This window comes from Deltaproteobacteria bacterium GWA2_45_12 (genome assembly GCA_001797365.1).
Taxonomy (GTDB): domain Bacteria; phylum UBA10199; class UBA10199; order UBA10199; family UBA10199; genus UBA10199.
Window position 1 is genome coordinate 1 of record MGPH01000018.1, and the last position, 19,795, is coordinate 19,795.

The following is a 19,795-nucleotide window of genomic DNA, read 5'->3' on the forward strand; positions in this document are numbered from 1 at the left end:
TATCAAAAACCGGGGCTGTTGCCGATCATGAATTACTAAAAATGTTTCCCCGACAGGCTCCTAGCGACTAGAGACCAGCGACTAGCGACTATATCTCAAGAGCTTTGATTCCAGGTAATGTTTTTCCAGCCAAAAATTCCATTGAGGCTCCTCCCCCTGTTGAAAGATGGGTAAAGTGATCGGAAAGCCCCGTTTTCATGATAGCTGCCAATGAGTCCCCACCGCCGACAATGGAGAAGCAATCAACTTCGGAAATGATTCGTGTTACTTCGAAGGTTCCTTGATCAAAAGGAGGCATTTCAAAAATGCCCATGGGGCCATTCCAGAAAATAGTTTTGGCCTCCCGAAGATGTTTTGCAAAAACTTTTACTGTTTCCGGGCCAATATCAACGCCCATTTCATTTCCCCAAGGCCGATCTGTTGATTGGACATGATAAACAATTTTACCTTCCAGTTTTTCTGTAAGAACAGAATCAACAGGGAGAAGAAGGGGGATTCCCTTTTCTTCGGTTCGTTTAATGATTCTTTTGGCTTGGTTGATTTTTGATTCTTCCAAAAGAGAACGGCCAATGTCTTTGCCCATGGCTTTAAGAAAGGTGTAAGCCATCCCTCCCCCAATGCAGAGGGCATCAATTTGGCCCAGCAAATTTTCGATAATCTCAATTTTATCGGAAACCTTGGCTCCGCCAAGGACCACAACAAAAGGTTTGGCCGGGCTCTGTAAAAGCTGGCTTAAGCATTTGACTTCTTTTTGCATCAGAAGTCCCATGCCTTTTTCTTTGAAAAAGGGAACCATGCCGAAAGTGGAGGCATGGGCCCGATGGGCTGTCCCAAAAGCATCATTAATGTAGACTTCGGCTAATCCAGCGAGTTTTTTGGAAAAGTTTTCGTCGTTGGCTTCCTCCTCCTCATGGAAACGCAGATTTTCCAAAAGCATGACATCCCCGGCCCTCATTTCAAGGGCCAATTTTCGCGCAGCATCCCCGATACAATCTTCCGGAAAAAGAATATCCTTTTTAAGGATGGCACTTAAAAGCTCGGCAACGGGCATTAAACTGTATTTTTCGTCCCTTTTCCCTTTGGGGCGTCCTAAGTGTGAGGCCAGGATGACCTTGGCTCCCTGTTTTATGGAATATTCAATAGTGGGCAGTGATTCTTTAAGGCGTGTATCATCTGTGATGACGCCGTCTTTAATGCTTAGGTTAAAGTCGGCACGGATGAAAACCTTTTTTTCATGAAGTTGAAATTGATCGATGGTTTTGATCATTTCTTATTAAGTGCAGATGTGCTGAAGTTCTTAAAAAAATCTTTAACATCGGAACATCCGAACACCCGCACATATTACAATCTTTCCGCCATATACCGGGCTACATCCAACATGCGGTTTGAAAAGCCCGTTTCATTGTCATACCAGGCTAAAACCTTGATGAGTTTGTTTTCAATGGTTTTTGTTGAAAGGCCGTCTACAATCGCTGAATGTTTGTTTCCGTTAAAATCGATGGAGACAAGTTCTTCATCGGTATAGCTTAACACTCCTTTAAGGCTTTTATCTGCAGCCTCTTTTAAGGCTTGGTTGATGTTGTCTTTGGAAGCGGCTTTTGAAACGGTACAAACAAGATCGACGCAGGAAACATTGGGCGTGGGGACACGTATGGCAAAACCATCAATTTTACCCTTAAGAGCTGGTAAGACCAACCCAACAGCCTGAGCAGCCCCTGTTTTTGTGGGAATTTGTGAAATAGCACCAGCACGGGCTCTGCGTAAGTCTGAATGAGCCACATCCAAAATTCGCTGGTCATTGGTATAAGAATGAATGGTGGTGACCAAGCCTCGTTCGATTCCAAAATTTTCATGAAGAACCTTGGCGACAGGAGCCAGGCAATTGGTGGTGCATGAGGCGTTTGAAACAATATGATGATTTTTGGGATCGTATTGATTCATGTTTATCCCGTAGGCGAGGGTAATGTCCGGATTTTTAGAAGGAGCTGAAACCAGAACTTTTTTGGCTCCCCCAGCCAAGTGCAGGCTTGCTTTTTCCTTATCGGTAAAAAGGCCGGTACATTCCAGGACAATATCGACCCCCATATCCTTCCAGGGTATCTTGCTTGGATCTTTTTCAGCAGTAAGGCGAATTTCATGATTGCCGGCGATCAAGCTATTGTTTTTTGTACTTACCTCAAGGGGAAGTTGCCCGTGAACGGAATCATATTTTAAAAGATGGGCATTTGTTTTTACGTCGGCGAGTTCGTTTAGAAGAACGAGTTGAAAGGGAAGTTTTTGGGTTAAAAGGGCGCGGGCGATACAACGGCCAATGCGACCAAACCCGTTAATACCAATTTTAAAGATCATAATGCTCCTTTTTGTCAAGAAAGGTTGCCGTACCAAAAATTACTTTTTCTGTCAATTTTACATGGAAAAAAATTGAAGAATAAGTTTTTAGACTTCACTTGACGACAATTAGCTGGAGTATGTTTGCGGCTTCGACTATAAGATTTGGTCAAAGGGTGGCTGTTGTGGCCCTGCTTATTAAAGAGCGGTTTGCAGGAGAATACTTCACCCTTGACTTTTTACAGGGTGGACACTATGGTCCCCCGCTTAAATTAACGACTTACGGAGACAAGTTTCATGGCAACGTATCAAGCAAAAAAAGGGTTAGTGGAACGTAAATGGCATGTCATTAATCTTGAAGATAAGGTTTTAGGCCGTGCAGCCACACAGATTGCCAATATTTTAAGAGGGAAAAACAAGGCCCAATATACACCCCATGTGGACGTGGGTGATTTTGTGGTGGCTATTAATGCTTCCAAAATCAGGCTTACCGGCAATAAACTGGAACAAAAGCAGTATTACTGGCACAGTTCCTATCCTGGAGGAATCAAGTCGGTGTCAGCCCAAAAACTTTTAAAAACAAAACCCAATCAGGTTTTGATCGAAGCAGTTAAAGGGATGTTGCCCAAAAATATTTTGGGACGCAAATTAATTAAAAAATTAAAAATTTATTCGGGTGCCGACCATCCCCATGTGGCTCAAAAACCCGAAGCCTATTCTTTGTGAGGTTTAAATCATGAGTATCCCAAAACGATTTTTTGGTGTTGGTAAAAGAAAAACAGCGGTTGCTCGCTTGTACATCACTCCGGGCAAAGGTGATATTTTAGTTAATGGCAAACCCATGGAAGCCTATTTTGGCCGGGAAAGTTTAAGAATCGTTGTGTTGCAGCCCATGGATGTGACGGGCAACTTAGCCAAGTTTAACATGGTGGTTAATGTTTTTGGAGGTGGGCCTTCAGCCCAGGCTCAGGCTTTGCGTCATGGTTTGGCCAGAGCTTTACTTTCCCTGAACCCTGATTATCGCAAGCCTTTGCATCGCAACGGCTTTCTTACACGCGACTCCCGCAAGGTTGAACGTAAAAAATACGGTCATCGGAAAGCACGTAAGAGCACACAGTACAGCAAACGTTAAAAATTTTGCGTTTTTGTTAGGAAATTTCATTATCCCATGCCTCAAAAAATCAAAGTCGGCATTGTGGGGGCAACAGGTTATACCGGTGTGGAACTGGCACGCCTTTTATTAAATCATTCCCATGTCGATCTTTCTTTTCTGACTTCCCAGCAATATTCCGGACAGAACTTATCCCAGGTGTATCCTGCTTTTGAAGGGCACGATTTGGCTCTTGAAGAATTGAATGTGGCTTTGATGGCCAAACGGGTCGATGCGGTTTTTTTATGCCTGCCCCATCATGAGGCCATGAATACAGCTAAAAGTTTTCTGGATAAAGGTGTGAAGGTTTTAGATTTATCAGCGGATTTTCGACTCAAAGAGGCTTCCACTTACGAAAAATGGTACGGCCCCCACTCGCAAAAAGAAATTCTTAAAGAAGCTGTGTATGGTCTGCCAGAACTCCATCGCGCCCAAATAAAAAAGGCCAAGCTCGTTGCCTGCCCTGGTTGTTATCCCACCAGCATTATTTTGGGGCTGGCTCCACTTTTATCCGAAAAACTCATCTCTTCAGAAGATATTATTTGTGATTCCAAATCGGGTGTGTCTGGGGCCGGACGTTCGGCCAAAATTGAAACTTTGTTCTGCGAGGTCAATGAATCTTTTAAACCCTATAATATTGGTAAGCATCGGCACACACCAGAAATTGAGCAGGAACTTTCCCAATTAGCCGGGCAAGATACCAAAATTCTTTTTTCCCCGCACTTGGTTCCCATGGATCGGGGAATCCTTTCAACAATTTACGCAAAACCGACACGGAAATTATCATCGAAGGATTTCACAGATTGTTTTAAGAAATTCTACAAGAATGAAAAATTTATTCGTATTCTTCCCGTAGGAAGTTTTCCGGCTACTGCCAGTGTTCGTGGCACCAATTTCTGCCACATAAGTGTTCTTCTTGATGCCCGCACGGGCCGTGTTGTTGTTTGTTCTGCCATTGACAACCTGACCAAAGGAGCTTCCGGCCAGGCCATCCAGGCATTGAATGTGATGCATGGATTTTCTGAAGATCTTGGTTTGTCAAATACGGCGCTGATTCCATAAACTTTTCAAAAAAAATCACAAAAATAACACCAAACGTTGACAACGCATTCCCTATCCGTTACTCTGCTATTCCAACCGGGTAAACAGTTTTTACCCTAAAAAAGCCCAAACAAGTACAAAATCATCAAGAGGGGAAGGTTCATCATGTCTCATTCAAAGACTAAATTTATTTTTGTGACAGGTGGTGTTGTTTCTTCCTTGGGGAAAGGCTTGGCCAGTGCTTCCATGGGGGCGCTTCTTGAAGACCGTGGACTTAAGGTTACCATTCAAAAACTAGATCCCTATATCAATGTTGACCCTGGAACCATGAGCCCCTTTCAGCATGGGGAGGTTTTTGTCACCGATGATGGGACAGAAACCGATTTGGACTTGGGGCACTATGAACGTTTTGTCAATGTGCGCATGTCCCGTCTGAATAACGTCACCACGGGGCGTATTTATAATTCAGTCATCCAAAAAGAAAGAAAAGGCGAGTATTTGGGAAGAACCGTTCAGGTCATTCCCCACATCACTGACGAAATCAAGGGATGCATCATGAAGGCGGCAAGTGATGTCGATGTTCTTATTGTGGAAATCGGAGGAACGGTGGGGGATATTGAAAGTCTTCCCTTTCTGGAAGCCATTCGTCAATTTCAGGCCGATGTCGGAAAAAACAATGTCTTGTATGTTCATTTAACTTTAGTCCCTTATATTGGGGCTGCTGAAGAACTGAAGACCAAACCCACCCAACACAGTGTCCAAAAATTACGCGAAATTGGGATCCAGCCCGATATTTTGCTTTGCCGTACCGACCGTGCATTGGCGGCTGATATTAAATCAAAAATAGCCTTGTTTTGTAATTTAAACTCCACCTGTGTGATGACAGCGCGCGACGTGCAAAGTATTTATGAAGTTCCACTTAATCTGCATGAAGAAGGTCTGGATGACAAAATTGTGGAATTTTTGAATATCTGGACGCGCAAGCCCGATCTTCAGGTTTGGAAAGATCTTGTTTCCAAAATCAAGTCAGCCGAAAAATTGGTGACCATTGCTGTGGTAGGCAAATATGTTCATTTAACAGATGCTTATAAAAGTCTTAATGAAGCTCTTTATCATGCGGGTTTTAATCAGAATGCCAAGGTGAAGCTTAAGTTTGTTGATTCAGAAACTTTAGAGCAAGATTCGGCCAATCTGGATGAGGCCTTTCTTGAAATTCAGGGTATTTTGATTCCGGGTGGTTTTGGGAATCGGGGGATTGAGGGTAAAATCAAAGCGATTGAATATGCGCGTACGCGTAAAATTCCTTTCTATGGTATTTGCTTGGGGATGCAACTGGCTGTCATTGAGTTTGCGCGCCATGTTGCCGGTCTTAAAGGAGCCAATAGCATTGAGTTTGACCCGAATACGCCTTTTCCTGTTATTCACCTCATGCAAGAACAAAAAGCTGTTTTTAACAAAGGAGCCACCATGCGTTTGGGGGCTTATCCTTGCGTCCTTAAAAAAGGAACGCGTGCTTTTGAAAATTATGGAGAAAAGGAAATTTCAGAACGTCATCGTCATCGTTATGAGTTCAATAATGCTTTTAGAGAACAGCTTGAAAATAAGGGATTGGTTATTAGTGGGACAAGCCCCGATAACTCCTTAGTTGAGATGGTTGAACTTAAGGATCATCCTTGGTTTGTAGCTGTCCAGTTTCATCCTGAATTTAAATCTCGTCCCATGCTTCCCCATCCACTCTTTTTCCATTTTATTGAAGCCAGTCTTGAGTATGCGGCTCAAAAAAATTGGGCTGAAAAAAAGGTGCAAATTCAACAAAATCATCCTTTTAAAAAAGTGGGTTCTCCAAAGATGAACCAAAAAACCTCGAAAGGTTTCAAGTAGATTTAGGACCTTCTTTAAACTTGTTTTTTAGAGGGTTCTTTTAGTCAAGTAATTAATTAAAGGCTCAGCCAAGCTCTAGTCTTGACAAAAAAAGGTCATGTTTTTACCATGGCTTATATCTTGCATAGAAATTTTGACGCACCTTGGCAAAGATTATGGCGATCGAACTTAAACAAAGTTTAAAATTATCCCAGCAGTTGGTTATTACCCCCCAACTGCAGCAAGCCATTAAATTACTTCAGTTATCCCGTATTGAACTTTCTGACATGATCCAGGATGAGCTTCTTGAGAACCCCATGTTGGAAGAAGGACCTCAAGAGGAAGATGAAGAAGTCCCCACTGAAGTAGCCAAAGAAATAGAGGTGGAAGGGGAACTCGATAAATCGCATGAGGCTCAGGCAGAGGTAGGTACCAAAGACGGGGAATTACCCGAACCCAAAGAGTTTGACTGGGAAAACTACATGGGAACCTATAATGCCCCTGGAGAAGATCTGCGAAGTTTTGCCAATTCAGACGAGTTACCCAATTACGAAAATATTACCCCCAAACCCACTACGCTCCACGATCATCTTGATTGGCAGTTAAAAATGGCTAATTTGGCGGAATGGGAAGAAGAGATTGCGCTGACCATTCTGGGTGTTTTGGATGATAACGGTTATTTAACTTCCTCATTGGAAGAAATCGCTGAAAAAAATTCTTATAAGTTAGAAAATGTTAAAGACGTTTTGGAATATGTCCAAGAGCTTGATCCTTTGGGTGTTGGGGCCAGGGATCTTAAGGAATGTCTTCTTCTTCAATCTCGTCCCTTTGTTGCGGAACGCAGCCTTCTTGAATCCATTATCAAAGATCATTTATCTTTGTTGGAACGTAAAGACTACCTCACTTTAGCCAAGAAGTTAAAACAACCCATCAAGAAAGTGATTCATTGTGCCCATATCATTGAAGCCATGGAACCCAAACCCGGGCGCCCTTTTGGGAAGTCGGAGGTTCAATACATAACCCCGGATGTTTATGTTTATAAAATGGGGGATGATTATGCCGTTGTTCTTAATGAAGAGGGGTTGCCTAAATTGCGTGTCAGCAATTTTTATCGCAACATGATGTCAGGTGAAAAAAAATCAAATCCGGACGCCAAGGGTTATATACAGGACAAGCTTAAAAGTGCGGTGTGGCTTATCAAAAGCATTCATCAGCGGCAGCGTACCTTGTATAAAGTGAGCAAATGCATTGTCGGATTTCAGAAAGAATTTTTTGACAAGGGGATTAATTTTTTAAAACCGATGATCCTTAAAGATGTGGCTGAAGAGGTTGGTGTGCATGAATCAACGGTGAGTCGTGCCACCAACAGTAAATACATGCACACCCCCCAAGGGATCTTTGAACTCAAATATTTCTTTAATAATGGAGTCTCCAGTTCCGATGGCACGCCTGATGTGGCTTCTGAAACGGTCAAGGATAAAGTCCGTACCATTATTTCCTCTGAAGATGTCTGCAATCCTTATTCCGATAAAGACATTACGGATATGCTCAAAAAGGTGAATATTGATATCGCACGTCGTACGGTGGCCAAATATCGTGAAATGCTGGGCATTTTACCTTCATCTCGTCGACGGCAGCTTTACCCCCAAGACAAATAAAATATAACACTGTGTGTCAAAAAAAAATTGCAATTTGTGAGAAGCTGATTTAAGTTGAGCGGCCTTTTTAAAAGGAAGGAGCTCATAAGTATTCATGAAATTAAAGGATATTCTTAAGTCCCAAGCAGTTTGCGGAGACCTTTTGGCCACTGATAAAAAAGGTGTGCTTGAAGAATTGTCCAAACTTGCTGAAAAAGCCTATCCAGGGATGGAAGCCGATCATGTTTTCAAGGTATTGCTTGAAAGGGAGCGTCTTGGTTCCACCGGTGTGGGTAATGGGATTTCAATCCCTCACGGGAAAATGCCCGGTCTTTCCTCCATTGTGGCCATATTTGGACGTTCCAAAAAGGGTGTCGATTTTCAGGCTCATGATCAAATTGCCGCCAAACTTTTTTTTGTTCTTATTGCCCCTGAAAATGTTGTCGGAAACCATCTTCAGGCACTGGCTCGTCTCTCACGTTTGTTGAAAGGGGAGGCCATCCGTAATCAGCTCATCGAATCTCCAAGCGAAGATCTTTACCAAATTCTTATCAACGAAGACGAAAAACTTTAAAGTTTTATGCTCCAGGTTTCCGTTGCCGAGCTTCTTAAAAAGGACAGTCAGTTAAACTTGAAGACTGTTGCCGGTAAAAAAGGGATCAAACGTTCCATATTGTCTCCCCGTATCCAAAAACCGGGATTGGCCCTTATTGGAAATACTTCCAAACTTCATTCAGGGCGGGTGCAGATTTTAGGAAAGGCAGAAATCACCTATCTTAAATCGCTTTCAGGCCCAAAGCTGTCACAAATTGTTCTCAAAATGGCCAAGGCCAGAGTCGCTTGCTTTGTCGTGACACGGGATAATCCTGTTCCCAAACCGCTGGTTGGGTTGGCGAACAAACATAAAATTCCCATTTTGAGTACCCCTCTTATTACTTCCATTTTCATCAATCGTGTCACACGTTTTTTAGAGGATTATTTAACCGATGCCACAACCGTACATGGAGTTTTGATGGATGTTTTTGGTGTGGGGATTCTCATCATCGGAAAAAGCGGCATTGGGAAAAGTGAGTGTGCCCTTGACCTGATCATGCGAGGACACAGGCTGGTAGCCGATGATGTTGTTGAAATAAGAAAAAAATCATCTTCCACTTTATGGGGGATGGCGTCCCCACGTTTGCAGTTTCATATGGAGGTAAGAGGGCTGGGTATTCTGAATATTAAAGATTTATTTGGCGTGGCCGCTACCCGAGACCGAAAACTGATCGAAATTGTCGCTGAAATTGTTGAATGGAATCCCAAACACAATTATGACCGCCTTGGGATGGACCAGGTTTTCTACACCATTTTAGATGTGTCGGTTCCGTACATAAAAATTCCTGTTTCCTCAGGTAGGAATGTTTCCACCATTATCGAAGTGGCGGCCAGGAATACTTTGCTTAAAGCCCGTGGGATTGATTCATCCAAGATGTTTTTGGAAAGACTTGATCGGGATCTGGCCGATTATCGCCAAGATGAAGAAACAGAAACACCGGAATGATTATTTGCACAGAGCCTGGCATCTCTGCCTTGCTTCCGTGTTTAAAAAATCGTCCACAATCTGTTTGGCACGGTTTAACGCTTCTTCATAAGAAGAAAAGCTTCCCACTTGATAGGCGCTATTTTCCCCATGATGGGCATTTTCCTCAACAAACAAGGTGTAATTTTATTGTGAGGGAGTGTCACGATTTTTTTTACAATGGGATTTTATCTTCTTGGTCATCCATCCCCCCAGACAGCCGATGAAAAATAATGCCCCCAGGCTTAAAGGAAGGGTAATCCGGTAAGCCAAGTCGTCATGGTGAAAATAAAAATTCGGGTACCAAGATAATTTCTCCCATTCAAATTCATATAATTTGTAATGTTCATTGTTGAAGATGACGTATGTCCACAAAATGGGATAGCACAGTATCATCATGATGGATTCAATAAATCCTTGCCATGAAGAGTGGGTATCTAAACGAGGCAGTGTATAAAGGAGGCAGGCTCCCCCAATACTATTCATACAAATGTAAATTCCGATCAGGTAGCCCCCCCATTTTTTTATCCGGGAATTTTTCCAAAAAGAGGATTTTAATAATCTTATTATAAAAAAGAGTCCCAGAAGCCCAGTGGCTAAGTTTATAATCCCTGCACCAAGAGGTTTGATGGTGACTTTGGCCGGTTTTGCTTCTGTGAATTGGCCCCACCAGTCTTGGCGCGAACTTTCAGGTTGATAGACTTCAACTAAAGCCATGGGAAAACCAAAGGATACTCCCTTGTCGCAAGCCCTAAATCCGGGGGATACAAAGAAGAAAGTTAATAATAAGAAAAGCCCCAAGCCCTGAAGGATTTTTTTCATAAGAGGTTCTATAGTAGGTTTGACCTTAAAATTTGGCCAGTGTTTTTGTTATGAAGGAAACTGTAAAAAAGGGCTCTCTATGGCTAAAATACTTTTTCTTTTCTTGATCAAAAACAGGAGAGAACCCATTAGAAATTAGGCTTTTACTACAGCTTGCTTTTCTTTTTGTAATGGGTTTGTATGCAGTTACTATGGTAGGCATTGTTCTCATTTCAGAAAACAGTGAAGCCTTTGAAATGCTTAAAACCGTTCAGCGTTTGTTAGGCAAACCCAAGGGTATTGTCGCCGTCAAGCTTAAGCCTGGAGATACCATCATCCGTATGCGAAAGCAGCTTCAAGATGGCATTCAAAAAGTAAGTCATAAAAAAGGTGTTTTGCTGCTGACGCATTTTTATGGATCAACCCAATGTAATGTTTGCCTGGAGTTTGTCCATAAAGGTGTTGTTGAGTTGGTCAGTGGTTTTAATCTCCCGATGCTTGTAAAACTGCTTACTCTTCATAAAACCGTTCCTTTAAAAAAACTTGTTCCTTTTATCGCCCAATATGGGCGGACCCATATTTACCATGTGCAATCTAAAAAAATGAGAGTGTGCTATTAGAAGATTCATTATGCTTACATCCAAAACAACAACAAAAAGTAGCGCCTCAATTCAGGGGAGCTTTAAAATTGTCAATAAATTGGGGCTTCATGCACGGGCGGCAGCCTTGTTTGTAAAAACATCCACGCCTTTTGAAAGTGAGATTTTTGTCAACAAAGGGAAAAACCGGGTTAATGGAAAAAGTATTATGGGGCTTTTGATGTTGGCTGCAGGGAAGGGATCGAGCATCAAAATAGAAGCCCAAGGGGCCGATGCCCCTGTGGCCATAAAAAAATTGGGGGAATTGATTGCCCAAAAGTTTCATGAAAAAGAGTAAGCAAAAATCTTTTGGCCATAAACTGCAGGGAGAGAAGGTTTCCCCCGGTATTGTTACAGGCCGGGTTTTTCTTTTTGGAGCTCCTTCCCTTGTTGTCCCCCAATATTGGATTCATTCGGGCCAGGTTGCCGATCAGACCAAACGGTTTTTGCAGGCCATTGAGGCCAGTCGTACCCAGCTGGAAGGCATCAAATCAAAATTGTGCCGTATTCAGGGACGTGATCACATCACCATTCTTGATTCGTATTCCCTTCTTTTACAGGACGAACTTATTGTTCGTAATACCATTCACACCATTGAAAAAGAATTGGTGAATGCCGAGTGGGCCTTAAAGAACACCTTGCAAGAGGTTAAAAAAACTTTTTCTAAAATCAATCATGATTATATTCGCCAGCGTCAGGATGATATTGACTACATTGGCAATGCCATCTTGAGAAATTTGATGGGAACCAAGCAGGAGCTGGTTCAGCGCGTGCCTGCGCATTCCATTGTTGTGGCGCGTGATATTTCTGCGGCTGAAACCCTTTATCTTGACCGGTTTCACATTGCAGCCCTTGTGACTGAAGGGGGAAACCCGAACTCACACATGGCTATTGTCGCCCGATCGCTGGCACTTCCGACATTGGTTGATGTCAATGGCCTGTTAAACTTTGTAAGCCACGGGGATGAAGTGATTGTGGATGGCGAGGAGGGTGTTTTAATCATAAAGCCAAGTCAAAAGCAGAAAACAGCCTACCAAAATATCAGGAAAAAAGTTTTAGACAGACGTCGTCAATTTCTTTTGGATGTTCGTAAGGAAAGCATTACCCAAGACCACCATGAAATGGAAGTCTGGGCCAATATGGAAGTGCTTGATGAGATCCCCTCCATTGTTCATGCGGGGGCCACGGGCGTGGGCTTATTACGCAGCGAGTTTTTATTTATGGATCGCGATCAACTTCCTTCGGAAGCGGAACAAGAAGAAGTTTATCGTGATGTTTTAAAAAAATTAAAAGGCAAGGAAGTTATTTTGCGCACCTTTGACTTGGGGGCCGATAAATATTGGCCCCATAGTGAAATGGCACAGCAAAATAACCCGGCCCTTGGTTTAAGGGCTGTACGCCTTGCCATGCATGACAAGACCCTGTTTGAAACCCAATTGCGTGCCATGTTCAAGGCGGCTTGTGGGTTTGATCATTTGAAAATCTGTTTTCCCCTTATTTCCTCCATAGACGAATGGAGAAAAATAAAAACCATGTCGGGTGAAATCCGGCAAAACCTTAAAAGGCAGAAGTATTCTGTTCCAAAAATTCCCTTTGGGATGATGATTGAAACGCCCTCGGCTGTCATGGAAGTTGATTTGTTGGCCCATGAATCTGATTTTATCTGTGTAGGAACCAATGATCTTATTCAATATACACTTGCCTGTGATCGTACCAATGAATGGGTAAAAGACTTGTACTGTGCGCATCACCCTTCCATTTTAAGATTGCTTCAACGCATTATCCATGTAGCTCCTTCAAATACTCAAATTACCGTTTGCGGGGAGATAGCTTCAGACCCCATGTATTTATGGCTTTTGATGGGCCTGGGATATACCAGATTAAGCATGAATCCGGCTTCGATCCCGATGATAAAAACCATGATACGACAATCTTATTTATCCGAGGCCCAACATTTAACCCATAAACTGATGGAATCAGGTTCCCTCCTTGAAGCGGGGAAAATACTATCGGGCACCATGAAGTCAAGATTTCCTGAATATTTTCAATAGTTTAAATTGATGGGAGTTACGCTTTGACAAAAAAGGCCAAACCATATAAAAGACAATCTTTTAATTTAAGAAAAAGATCCATCAAACAAAGGAGCAAGGCTATGAGTTCTTCTTATTTTTTTACTTCCGAATCGGTTACGGAAGGGCACCCGGACAAAATTTGTGACAATATTTCAGATGCTGTTTTAGACGCTTGTTTGGCAAGCGATCCAACCTCTCGTGTGGCCTGTGAAAACCTGGTGACCACCAATTTTTGCCTTGTCTCTGGTGAAATTACCACCAAAGCCAATTTTAATGCCGAGGCGTTGGCTCGTAAAACCATCGAAGAAATTGGTTATACGGATCCTGAAATTGGTTTTGATGCCAAAACATGTGAAGTGAAAGTTTTGCTGAAGAAACAGTCCCCCGATATTTCTCAAGGCGTTACCGAAGGGGAAGGGCTTTTTAAAGAGCAGGGAGCCGGGGACCAGGGGCTTATGTTTGGTTATGCCTGCAATGAAACCCCCGAGCTTATGCCGATGCCCATTGCGTTTGCGCACCGTTTGGCTTTTACGTTAACGCAGGTTCGTAAAAACAAGAAACTCAATTTCTTGCGCCCTGACGGGAAGTCACAAGTGACAGTGGAATATATAAACGGCAAACCGGTTCGCATTGATACCATTGTTGTTTCAACCCAGCATACTCCGGAGGTTGCTTACGAAACCTTAAAGGAAGCTATTATTGAAGAAGTCATTAAAACTTCCTTGCCGAAGGAACTTTTAAAAAGTGACACTCGCTATCTTATTAATCCCACCGGGCGTTTTGTTGTGGGTGGCCCGCATGGGGATTGCGGACTTACCGGTCGCAAAATCATTGTAGATACCTATGGGGGCATGGGACGTCACGGAGGCGGGGCTTTTTCTGGAAAAGACCCTACCAAGGTTGATCGCAGTGCCTCTTATATGGCTCGTTATGCCGCCAAAAATATTGTGGCGGCGGGTTTGGCTGATCGCTGTGAGTTGCAAGTGGCCTATGCCATTGGGTACCCTGAACCCGTTTCTCTTTTTGTAGACACTTTTGGTACTGGCAAATTTCCTCATGAAAAAATTGAGGCTGCTGCCCGGGAAGTGTTTAGCTTCAAACCGGCTAATATTATCAAGCATCTCAATTTGCTTCGTCCCATTTACAAGAAGACGGCTGCTTATGGCCATTTTGGTCGTAGCGAGCCCGAATTTACTTGGGAAAAAACAGACGCCGTTGAACGTTTAAAAAAATCCATCTAAATCATTACTACCCCTTCGGTAGGTTTGAAGTGTGATTAAATCCCCCTCTTTCCCCCTTTAATAAAGGGGGATGAAGGGGGATTTAGACACCTTGAGCTGAGCCGAAGAGGAATCGAATCATGACAAATTGTGACATCAAAGACCCAAGTTTAGCTTCCAAAGGAAAACTTCGTATTGAATGGGCGGCTCAAAACATGCCTGTTCTTCAATTAATCAGGGATCGTTTTGCCAAAGAAAAACCCTTGAAAGGGTTTCGTGTAGGCGCGTGTTTACACGTGACCACTGAAACCGCTTATTTGATGATTGCCCTTAAAGAAGGCGGTGCTGAAATTGCGTTGTGCGCTTCCAACCCTCTTTCTACTCAAGACGATGTGGCAGCCTCTCTTGTTCATGATTATGGGATTTCCACCTTTGCCATTAAGGGAGAAGACAAGGACACTTATTATAAGCACCTCAATGCGGTTCTTGATATCAAGCCCCATCTTACCATGGATGATGGTGCCGATTTGGTTTCCCTTCTTCATTCCGACCGTAAGGATGCCCTAGAGCAGATTATTGCAGGCACTGAAGAAACCACCACGGGGGTTATTCGTCTTAAGAGCATGGCTAATGACAAGGTTTTGAAATATCCCATTTTGGCCGTCAATGATGCCGAGACAAAACACTTCTTTGATAACCGCTATGGCACGGGGCAATCCACCATCGATGGCATTGTACGTGCGACAAACCGTTTGTTGGCAGGAACTACTTTTGTGGTGGCCGGTTACGGTTGGTGTGGCCGTGGTTTGGCCATGCGGGCTCATGGGATGGGAGCCAAGGTTATTGTGACAGAAATTGATTCGTTGAAAGCTTTGGAAGCCTTGATGGACGGATATCAGGTGATGCCCATGGCCCAAGCCGCTCCCTTGGCTGATTTTTTCTGCACGGTGACCGGCAATAAGCATGTATTGACCAAACAGCATTTTGAAGTGATGAAAGACGGTGCCATTGTTTCCAATTCGGGGCATTTCAATGTTGAAATTGATTTGGAATCGCTTGAAAAAGTAGCTTTGGGCAAAAGACAGATTCGCGAATTTGTCACTGAATACAAATTATCCGGCAATCGTCGCGTGAATGTTTTGGCCGAAGGTCGTTTGGTGAATTTGGCGGCGGCAGAAGGCCATCCTTCCAGCGTGATGGATATGAGCTTTGCCAACCAGGCGCTGGGTGCCGAATGGATCAGCCGTAATTACAAAAACCTGGAGAAAAAGGTTTATGTTATTCCTGCCGACATCGACAAGAAAATTGCCGAGCTTAAACTAAAAGCCATGGGCACCAAAATTGATGTCCTCACCCCCGAGCAAGAACGCTACCTGTCCAGCTGGCAGGAAGGGACCTGATTTAAATTTCCCGTCTAACATTCCCCTTTTCAACCAAAGGCTGATCCGCCTCTGGCGAAAAAAAAGGGGGATTGAGGGGGATTTGTTCCCGTATTTATTCCCGTTTTTGCTTTTGTATTTTTTTATATTTTTAAGCAACCTTCATCTTTTTTTGCCGAAGATAAAGTCATTCATTTTTAATTTAAGGAATTGAGACTATGCCATCCATTCTGGGTTTCCGTCCTTTTTTTATATCGCCGGCTCGGCCAGGTATGCGGGTTTTTTCCGTAAGTGCACGTCCCATGCGTTTTCGGGATAACCATATGCGCAGTGACCCGGCAGCCTCTCGAGATCAAGTGGCCGTAGCCTCTAATGCATTATTAATTAGAAATGCCGGCCCAAAAAATAATTTGACCATCCTTTGTGATTCGGGACCCGGGCTCCAACTACCCTCAGAAGCCCGGGGAAAACTAGGGATACCGGATGAGGACGTTTTGCTGGAAAATATGGCTCATCTTGGCGTGACCCCCGATGATGTCGATGTTTATCTTCCCAGCCATCTTCACGGGATCATACAGGCTGGGCGTTTGAAGGAAGTCGTTTCAGGCTCCCTCGAGCGCATGTGATCACAAGCCGCCAAGCCCTGGATGACAATGCCCGCGCTACAACTGATGGAGACGCTTCATTCCTACCCGAAGTCGGGAAGATTCTTAACTCTCTGTTGGCGGAGGGCAGGATGACACTACTGGATGCCGGAGCCGTTTCTCTCACAGGTCCGGGCATCAGCATTCCCATGTTGGGTGATGACATCCAATTTTTCTTCAGTCGTGGGCATTCCGAAGGACAAATGCACGCTGTTTTCTCAACGATCTTCGGCGCCATTGTCTTTGGCGGTGACTTCTGGCCAACCGTTTGGCATGCCCAAGACCCCTCCCGATTCATGCCCCAATTCGACCGTCGCGACCTTCCGGCACTTCTTAGGGATAAAGAAAGTTTTTTACCCAGAGCTGCCGCCTATCAGGTGTACTTGTATTTTTATCACGACCCAGAAGTAGCGGCGGCCCAAGTAGTTGAGAATGCGGGACAATATGAGATTAAAAATCCTTTACAAGAAGTGCGTTGGTCATCAGATAGTTAAGTTAGTGAGTTTAAGATGGAGTAAGTTCTTGAGTTTGATTTATGGTTAAAGACTTCTCAAAAATATTCTAGCAGTCAATATTCTTCCCAACTGATGACCTCGGTCCAGGGCGGGATTTTTAGACAATTTGTCAATCGAATTTACAATTTGGTTTTTTAAGCATTCCTCACCACTCCCGCAGGGGTTGGGTGGCGGAGTGCTTTTTGCATGAGTTTGGCTTTGTCGTAGAGTTCGGCGAATTCGTTTTCGGTGTCCAATTTGTATTTTTCCATCGTGCGCAGCGCGTGGTCGGGCTGTTGCTTTCTTAAATACAAAATACAGACGTCGCGGATCATCGTTTTGTTGCCCGGCTTGTGGGGCAGGATGAGCTCATAGACCTTCAAGAGATTGTCGTAGTCTTTTGTTTCCTTGAAATTTTGTGCCAAATGCTCAAATTGCGTGAGCGCCTCGGCCAAGTTGCCGTCGAGTTGATGGCCTTCGGCAAGTTTGCGCCTGTTTAAAGACGATGGATCAATGGAAACGATACGGGACAGGCATTCGATATGTTTGTTGGTTTCTCCGTGGGCATGATAAGCGGCTGCAGCAATATAAAGTTGATTGACTGCTTCCTTTGGCATTTCAAGTTTTAAGTATAAATCGGTGAGCTTTAAATTGAGGTCGGTTCGATCAGGATCGATTTTTAAAATGATCTTGATGATGGAAATGGCTTTTAAAATAAAATTGTCGGCGATGTATTTTTGAACCACTTCTTCGTAGGTTTCAATGGCTTTTTTGGATTCATGCGCCTTGAAATAGGTTTCAGAGATTTTTATTTTGATGCGGAGATCATCCGGGTGGCTTTGTGAAAGGGCAATATAATCTAAAAGGAGACTTTCATACTTGTTTTTCTGAAAGACTTTTCCGAAAAAATCCTTGGCTTGTTTGACGATGTCACCAAGTTTCATATTATTTTTTTAGGCTTTCAACTAAAGCCTCCAAGCCCAGTAAATAGCTGTGTGGACCAAACCCACAAATCTGCCCTACAGCCACGGAAGAAACATAGGAATGATGCCTGAAAGGTTCACGCTTATAAATATTGGATAAATGAACTTCAACGACGGGCACATGGGCAGCCAAGAGGGCATCGCGTATGGCGACACTGGTATGGGTGTAAGCTGCCGGGTTAATCAGGATGCCGCTGATTTTTTTTGTGCAAGATTGGATCTTGTTGACCAATTCCCCCTCTGTGTTGGATTGAAAACTTTCAAGGGTTACCTTTAACTCTTTTGCTTTTTTTTTCAGGGCTTTGTCAATGGAGTCAAGAGTGACATCCCCATAAATATCCTGCTCGCGCGTGCCCAACATGTTCAGATTGGGGCCGTGGATGACTTGGATGGTTATTTGTTTTTTTGCGGCCATGCAAGGGTGCGGGTGATTTCACTCACCCGCATTGGTTTGATGAAAGTTTTTCCTATTTTTTTAATAACAATGTAACGAATTGTATCGTTTGTAGTCTTTTTATCAAGTGCTATCACCTGGGAATATTTTTTTTGTGAGTAGCCAGGCCATTGTGTCGGGAGCCCCGCTTTTTGAAGCAGGGCTTGAAGGCGACTTAATTCTTCTTTTTTACAAAATCCTTTTTTCACAGAAAGAGTGGCCGCATACATCATGCCCATGCTTATGGCTTCTCCATGATGAATTTTGTTGTAGCCACTTAAGGTTTCAATGGCATGCCCCAGAGTGTGCCCAAGATTAAGCAGCGCTCTTAACCCTGATTCTTTTTCGTCTTTTGAAACAATCAGGGCTTTAATATGGCATGAGCGGCTAACGATGGTGTTAAGCGTGTTGGGATCCATTTTCAAAATTTTGGGCAAATGAGATTCAATGTATTTGAAAAATTTTTCATCCCACAAAACGCCGTATTTGATGACCTCACTTAACCCACATAAAAATTCTCGCTTGGAAAGTGTGTTTAAAAAATTTGTGTCAATGCACACCCATTTGGGCTGGTAAAAAGCCCCCACAAGATTTTTCCCTGCGGGCAAATCAACACCCGTTTTTCCTCCAACGCTGCTGTCTACCTGGGCCAAGAGGGTTGTGGGCACTTGGATGAAGGGAATGCCTCTTAAATAGGTGGCGGCCACAAAGCCGCCAATGTCTCCAACAACGCCCCCTCCAAAAGCGACGAGAGCTGTTTTTCGATCCACTTTAAGATCCGACATTTTCCAGTAAATTTTTTCGACAGTCTGCAATGTTTTGTATTTTTCACCATCGGGAATGACGATCCATTGAGCATGGAGAGTTTTGAGTTCCCTGGTTAATTTTTTTTGATAGAGCCTTGCAAGCGTTGTGTTGGTAAGAACAACTACTCTGCGTGAGGGAATAAATTTTGCAATTTTTGTTCCCATGTTGAGGCTGGCGCCAGGGGCGATATCAATGGTGTAACTTCGGTCATCAAGATTTACTTTGACTTGTGGCATTTAAGGACCCTCAAAATAGGATGGATGATGGCATCGACGGCTAAGCTGTCCGTATTTATTTGAAAAGGAGCTAAAGCATAGAAAGGTCGTCGGCTATTGAGCAAGGTTTCAATCACTTGTCTTCGTTTTGTTTTTGGAAGAAGAGGGCGAGTATGCTCTTGTTCTATACGTTTTTCTATAATGGCAGAGGATGTGTTTAAATTAATCCATAGCCCTCTTTTTAAAAGAGCTCGATTTTGAGCTCTTAGGACAATCCCCCCGCCTGTGCTGATAACAGCAGGTGCATTGTTCACAAGATTGAGAAGCAATTTTGTTTCTTCATCTCTGAAGAAAGCTTCCCCTTTTTTCTTAAAGATTGTGGCGATTTTTGATTTTAGTTTTTTTTCTAAAACAGCATCCATGTCGATAAAGGGACGGTTCAATTTTTGAGCCAATGCCAGGCCAATGGTTGATTTGCCCGTTCCCATAAAACCAGTCAGAAAAATGGATTTGTTTTTAAGAGATGGGGAAAGAT

21 protein-coding genes are annotated in these 19,795 nt (G+C 43.4%); 14 read left to right on the top strand and 7 right to left on the bottom strand.

Going from position 1 to position 19,795, the window contains the following annotated elements; all coding sequences use genetic code 11:
- Nucleotides 1-88 precede the first annotated feature (88 nt).
- A complete protein-coding gene (locus A2048_09510) occupies nucleotides 89-1,267 on the bottom strand; it encodes a phosphoglycerate kinase (protein OGP09981.1) in 1,179 nt (392 codons plus the stop codon).
- 74 nt (nucleotides 1,268-1,341) lie between these two features.
- Nucleotides 1,342-2,349, bottom strand: a complete 1,008-nt coding sequence (locus A2048_09515) for a type I glyceraldehyde-3-phosphate dehydrogenase (GenBank protein OGP09982.1) — start codon at nucleotides 2,347-2,349, stop codon at nucleotides 1,342-1,344.
- A 276-nt stretch (nucleotides 2,350-2,625) separates the two neighbouring features.
- Here A2048_09515 and A2048_09520 point away from each other — a divergent pair, with 276 nt between their 5' ends.
- The 7 genes from A2048_09520 to A2048_09550 all read left to right on the top strand — a co-directional run bounded on the left by A2048_09520 (nucleotide 2,626) and on the right by A2048_09550 (nucleotide 9,556).
- The gene (locus A2048_09520; protein ID OGP09983.1) at nucleotides 2,626-3,054 is read left to right on the top strand and encodes a 50S ribosomal protein L13; all 429 of its coding nucleotides are present in this window, start codon (nucleotides 2,626-2,628) and stop codon (nucleotides 3,052-3,054) included.
- 10 nt (nucleotides 3,055-3,064) lie between these two features.
- Nucleotides 3,065-3,460 (top strand): 30S ribosomal protein S9, encoded by a 396-nt coding sequence (locus tag A2048_09525; GenBank protein ID OGP09984.1) that lies wholly within the window; start codon nucleotides 3,065-3,067, stop codon nucleotides 3,458-3,460.
- A 36-nt stretch (nucleotides 3,461-3,496) separates the two neighbouring features.
- Nucleotides 3,497-4,540, top strand: a complete 1,044-nt coding sequence (locus tag A2048_09530) for an N-acetyl-gamma-glutamyl-phosphate reductase (GenBank protein ID OGP09985.1) — start codon at nucleotides 3,497-3,499, stop codon at nucleotides 4,538-4,540.
- A gap of 144 nt (nucleotides 4,541-4,684) precedes the next feature.
- Entirely contained in the window at nucleotides 4,685-6,400 is a 1,716-nt protein-coding gene (locus tag A2048_09535; GenBank protein ID OGP09986.1) for a CTP synthase, read from the top strand.
- Nucleotides 6,401-6,555: 155 nt separating this feature from the next.
- On the top strand, nucleotides 6,556-8,037 hold the full coding sequence (locus A2048_09540; protein OGP09987.1) for an RNA polymerase sigma-54 factor: 1,482 nt from the start codon (nucleotides 6,556-6,558) through the stop codon (nucleotides 8,035-8,037).
- A 94-nt stretch (nucleotides 8,038-8,131) separates the two neighbouring features.
- Entirely contained in the window at nucleotides 8,132-8,590 is a 459-nt protein-coding gene (locus A2048_09545) for a PTS fructose transporter subunit IIA (GenBank protein OGP09988.1), read from the top strand.
- Between the two features lie 6 nt (nucleotides 8,591-8,596).
- Nucleotides 8,597-9,556: an HPr(Ser) kinase/phosphatase gene (locus A2048_09550; GenBank protein ID OGP09989.1), complete on the top strand. Its 960-nt coding sequence runs from the start codon at nucleotides 8,597-8,599 to the stop codon at nucleotides 9,554-9,556.
- A gap of 165 nt (nucleotides 9,557-9,721) precedes the next feature.
- Here the strand turns inward: A2048_09550 and A2048_09555 are convergent, their stop codons facing one another.
- Complete coding sequence (locus A2048_09555; protein OGP09990.1) at nucleotides 9,722-10,396, bottom strand: hypothetical protein; 675 nt, start codon at nucleotides 10,394-10,396, stop codon at nucleotides 9,722-9,724.
- Between the two features lie 191 nt (nucleotides 10,397-10,587).
- Between A2048_09555 and A2048_09560 the strand changes: the two genes are divergently transcribed.
- The 7 genes from A2048_09560 to A2048_09590 all read left to right on the top strand — a co-directional run bounded on the left by A2048_09560 (nucleotide 10,588) and on the right by A2048_09590 (nucleotide 16,822).
- Complete coding sequence (locus A2048_09560; GenBank protein OGP09991.1) at nucleotides 10,588-10,995, top strand: hypothetical protein; 408 nt, start codon at nucleotides 10,588-10,590, stop codon at nucleotides 10,993-10,995.
- A gap of 10 nt (nucleotides 10,996-11,005) precedes the next feature.
- On the top strand, nucleotides 11,006-11,311 hold the full coding sequence (locus A2048_09565) for a hypothetical protein (protein OGP09992.1): 306 nt from the start codon (nucleotides 11,006-11,008) through the stop codon (nucleotides 11,309-11,311).
- Nucleotides 11,298-13,064 (top strand): phosphoenolpyruvate--protein phosphotransferase, encoded by a 1,767-nt coding sequence (locus A2048_09570; GenBank protein ID OGP09993.1) that lies wholly within the window; start codon nucleotides 11,298-11,300, stop codon nucleotides 13,062-13,064. Before A2048_09565 ends, A2048_09570 begins: the two co-directional genes overlap by 14 nt.
- A 101-nt stretch (nucleotides 13,065-13,165) precedes the next feature.
- Nucleotides 13,166-14,326 carry a methionine adenosyltransferase gene (locus tag A2048_09575; GenBank protein ID OGP09994.1) on the top strand — a complete coding sequence of 387 codons (1,161 nt, stop codon included), beginning with the start codon at nucleotides 13,166-13,168 and terminating at the stop codon, nucleotides 14,324-14,326.
- 119 nt (nucleotides 14,327-14,445) lie between these two features.
- Nucleotides 14,446-15,705 (top strand): adenosylhomocysteinase, encoded by a 1,260-nt coding sequence (locus tag A2048_09580; protein ID OGP09995.1) that lies wholly within the window; start codon nucleotides 14,446-14,448, stop codon nucleotides 15,703-15,705.
- Nucleotides 15,706-15,902: 197 nt separating this feature from the next.
- A complete protein-coding gene (locus A2048_09585; protein ID OGP09996.1) occupies nucleotides 15,903-16,310 on the top strand; it encodes a hypothetical protein in 408 nt (135 codons plus the stop codon).
- Nucleotides 16,307-16,822, top strand: a complete 516-nt coding sequence (locus A2048_09590) for a hypothetical protein (GenBank protein OGP09997.1) — start codon at nucleotides 16,307-16,309, stop codon at nucleotides 16,820-16,822. Before A2048_09585 ends, A2048_09590 begins: the two co-directional genes overlap by 4 nt.
- 155 nt (nucleotides 16,823-16,977) lie before the next feature.
- On the opposite strand, the gene A2048_09595 is transcribed toward A2048_09590, so the two are convergent.
- The 4 genes from A2048_09595 to A2048_09610 are packed head-to-tail and all read right to left on the bottom strand — an operon-like array spanning nucleotide 16,978 to nucleotide 19,748.
- Nucleotides 16,978-17,766, bottom strand: coding sequence for a hypothetical protein (locus tag A2048_09595; protein ID OGP09998.1), 789 nt, complete (start codon nucleotides 17,764-17,766; stop codon nucleotides 16,978-16,980).
- Between the two features lies 1 nt (nucleotide 17,767).
- Nucleotides 17,768-18,202, bottom strand: coding sequence for a type II 3-dehydroquinate dehydratase (locus tag A2048_09600; GenBank protein OGP10009.1), 435 nt, complete (start codon nucleotides 18,200-18,202; stop codon nucleotides 17,768-17,770).
- Nucleotides 18,199-19,281 carry a 3-dehydroquinate synthase gene (locus tag A2048_09605; protein OGP09999.1) on the bottom strand — a complete coding sequence of 361 codons (1,083 nt, stop codon included), beginning with the start codon at nucleotides 19,279-19,281 and terminating at the stop codon, nucleotides 18,199-18,201. Before A2048_09605 ends, A2048_09600 begins: the two co-directional genes overlap by 4 nt.
- Nucleotides 19,263-19,748, bottom strand: a complete 486-nt coding sequence (locus A2048_09610; protein OGP10010.1) for a hypothetical protein — start codon at nucleotides 19,746-19,748, stop codon at nucleotides 19,263-19,265. Before A2048_09610 ends, A2048_09605 begins: the two co-directional genes overlap by 19 nt.
- Nucleotides 19,749-19,795: the final 47 nt, after the last annotated feature.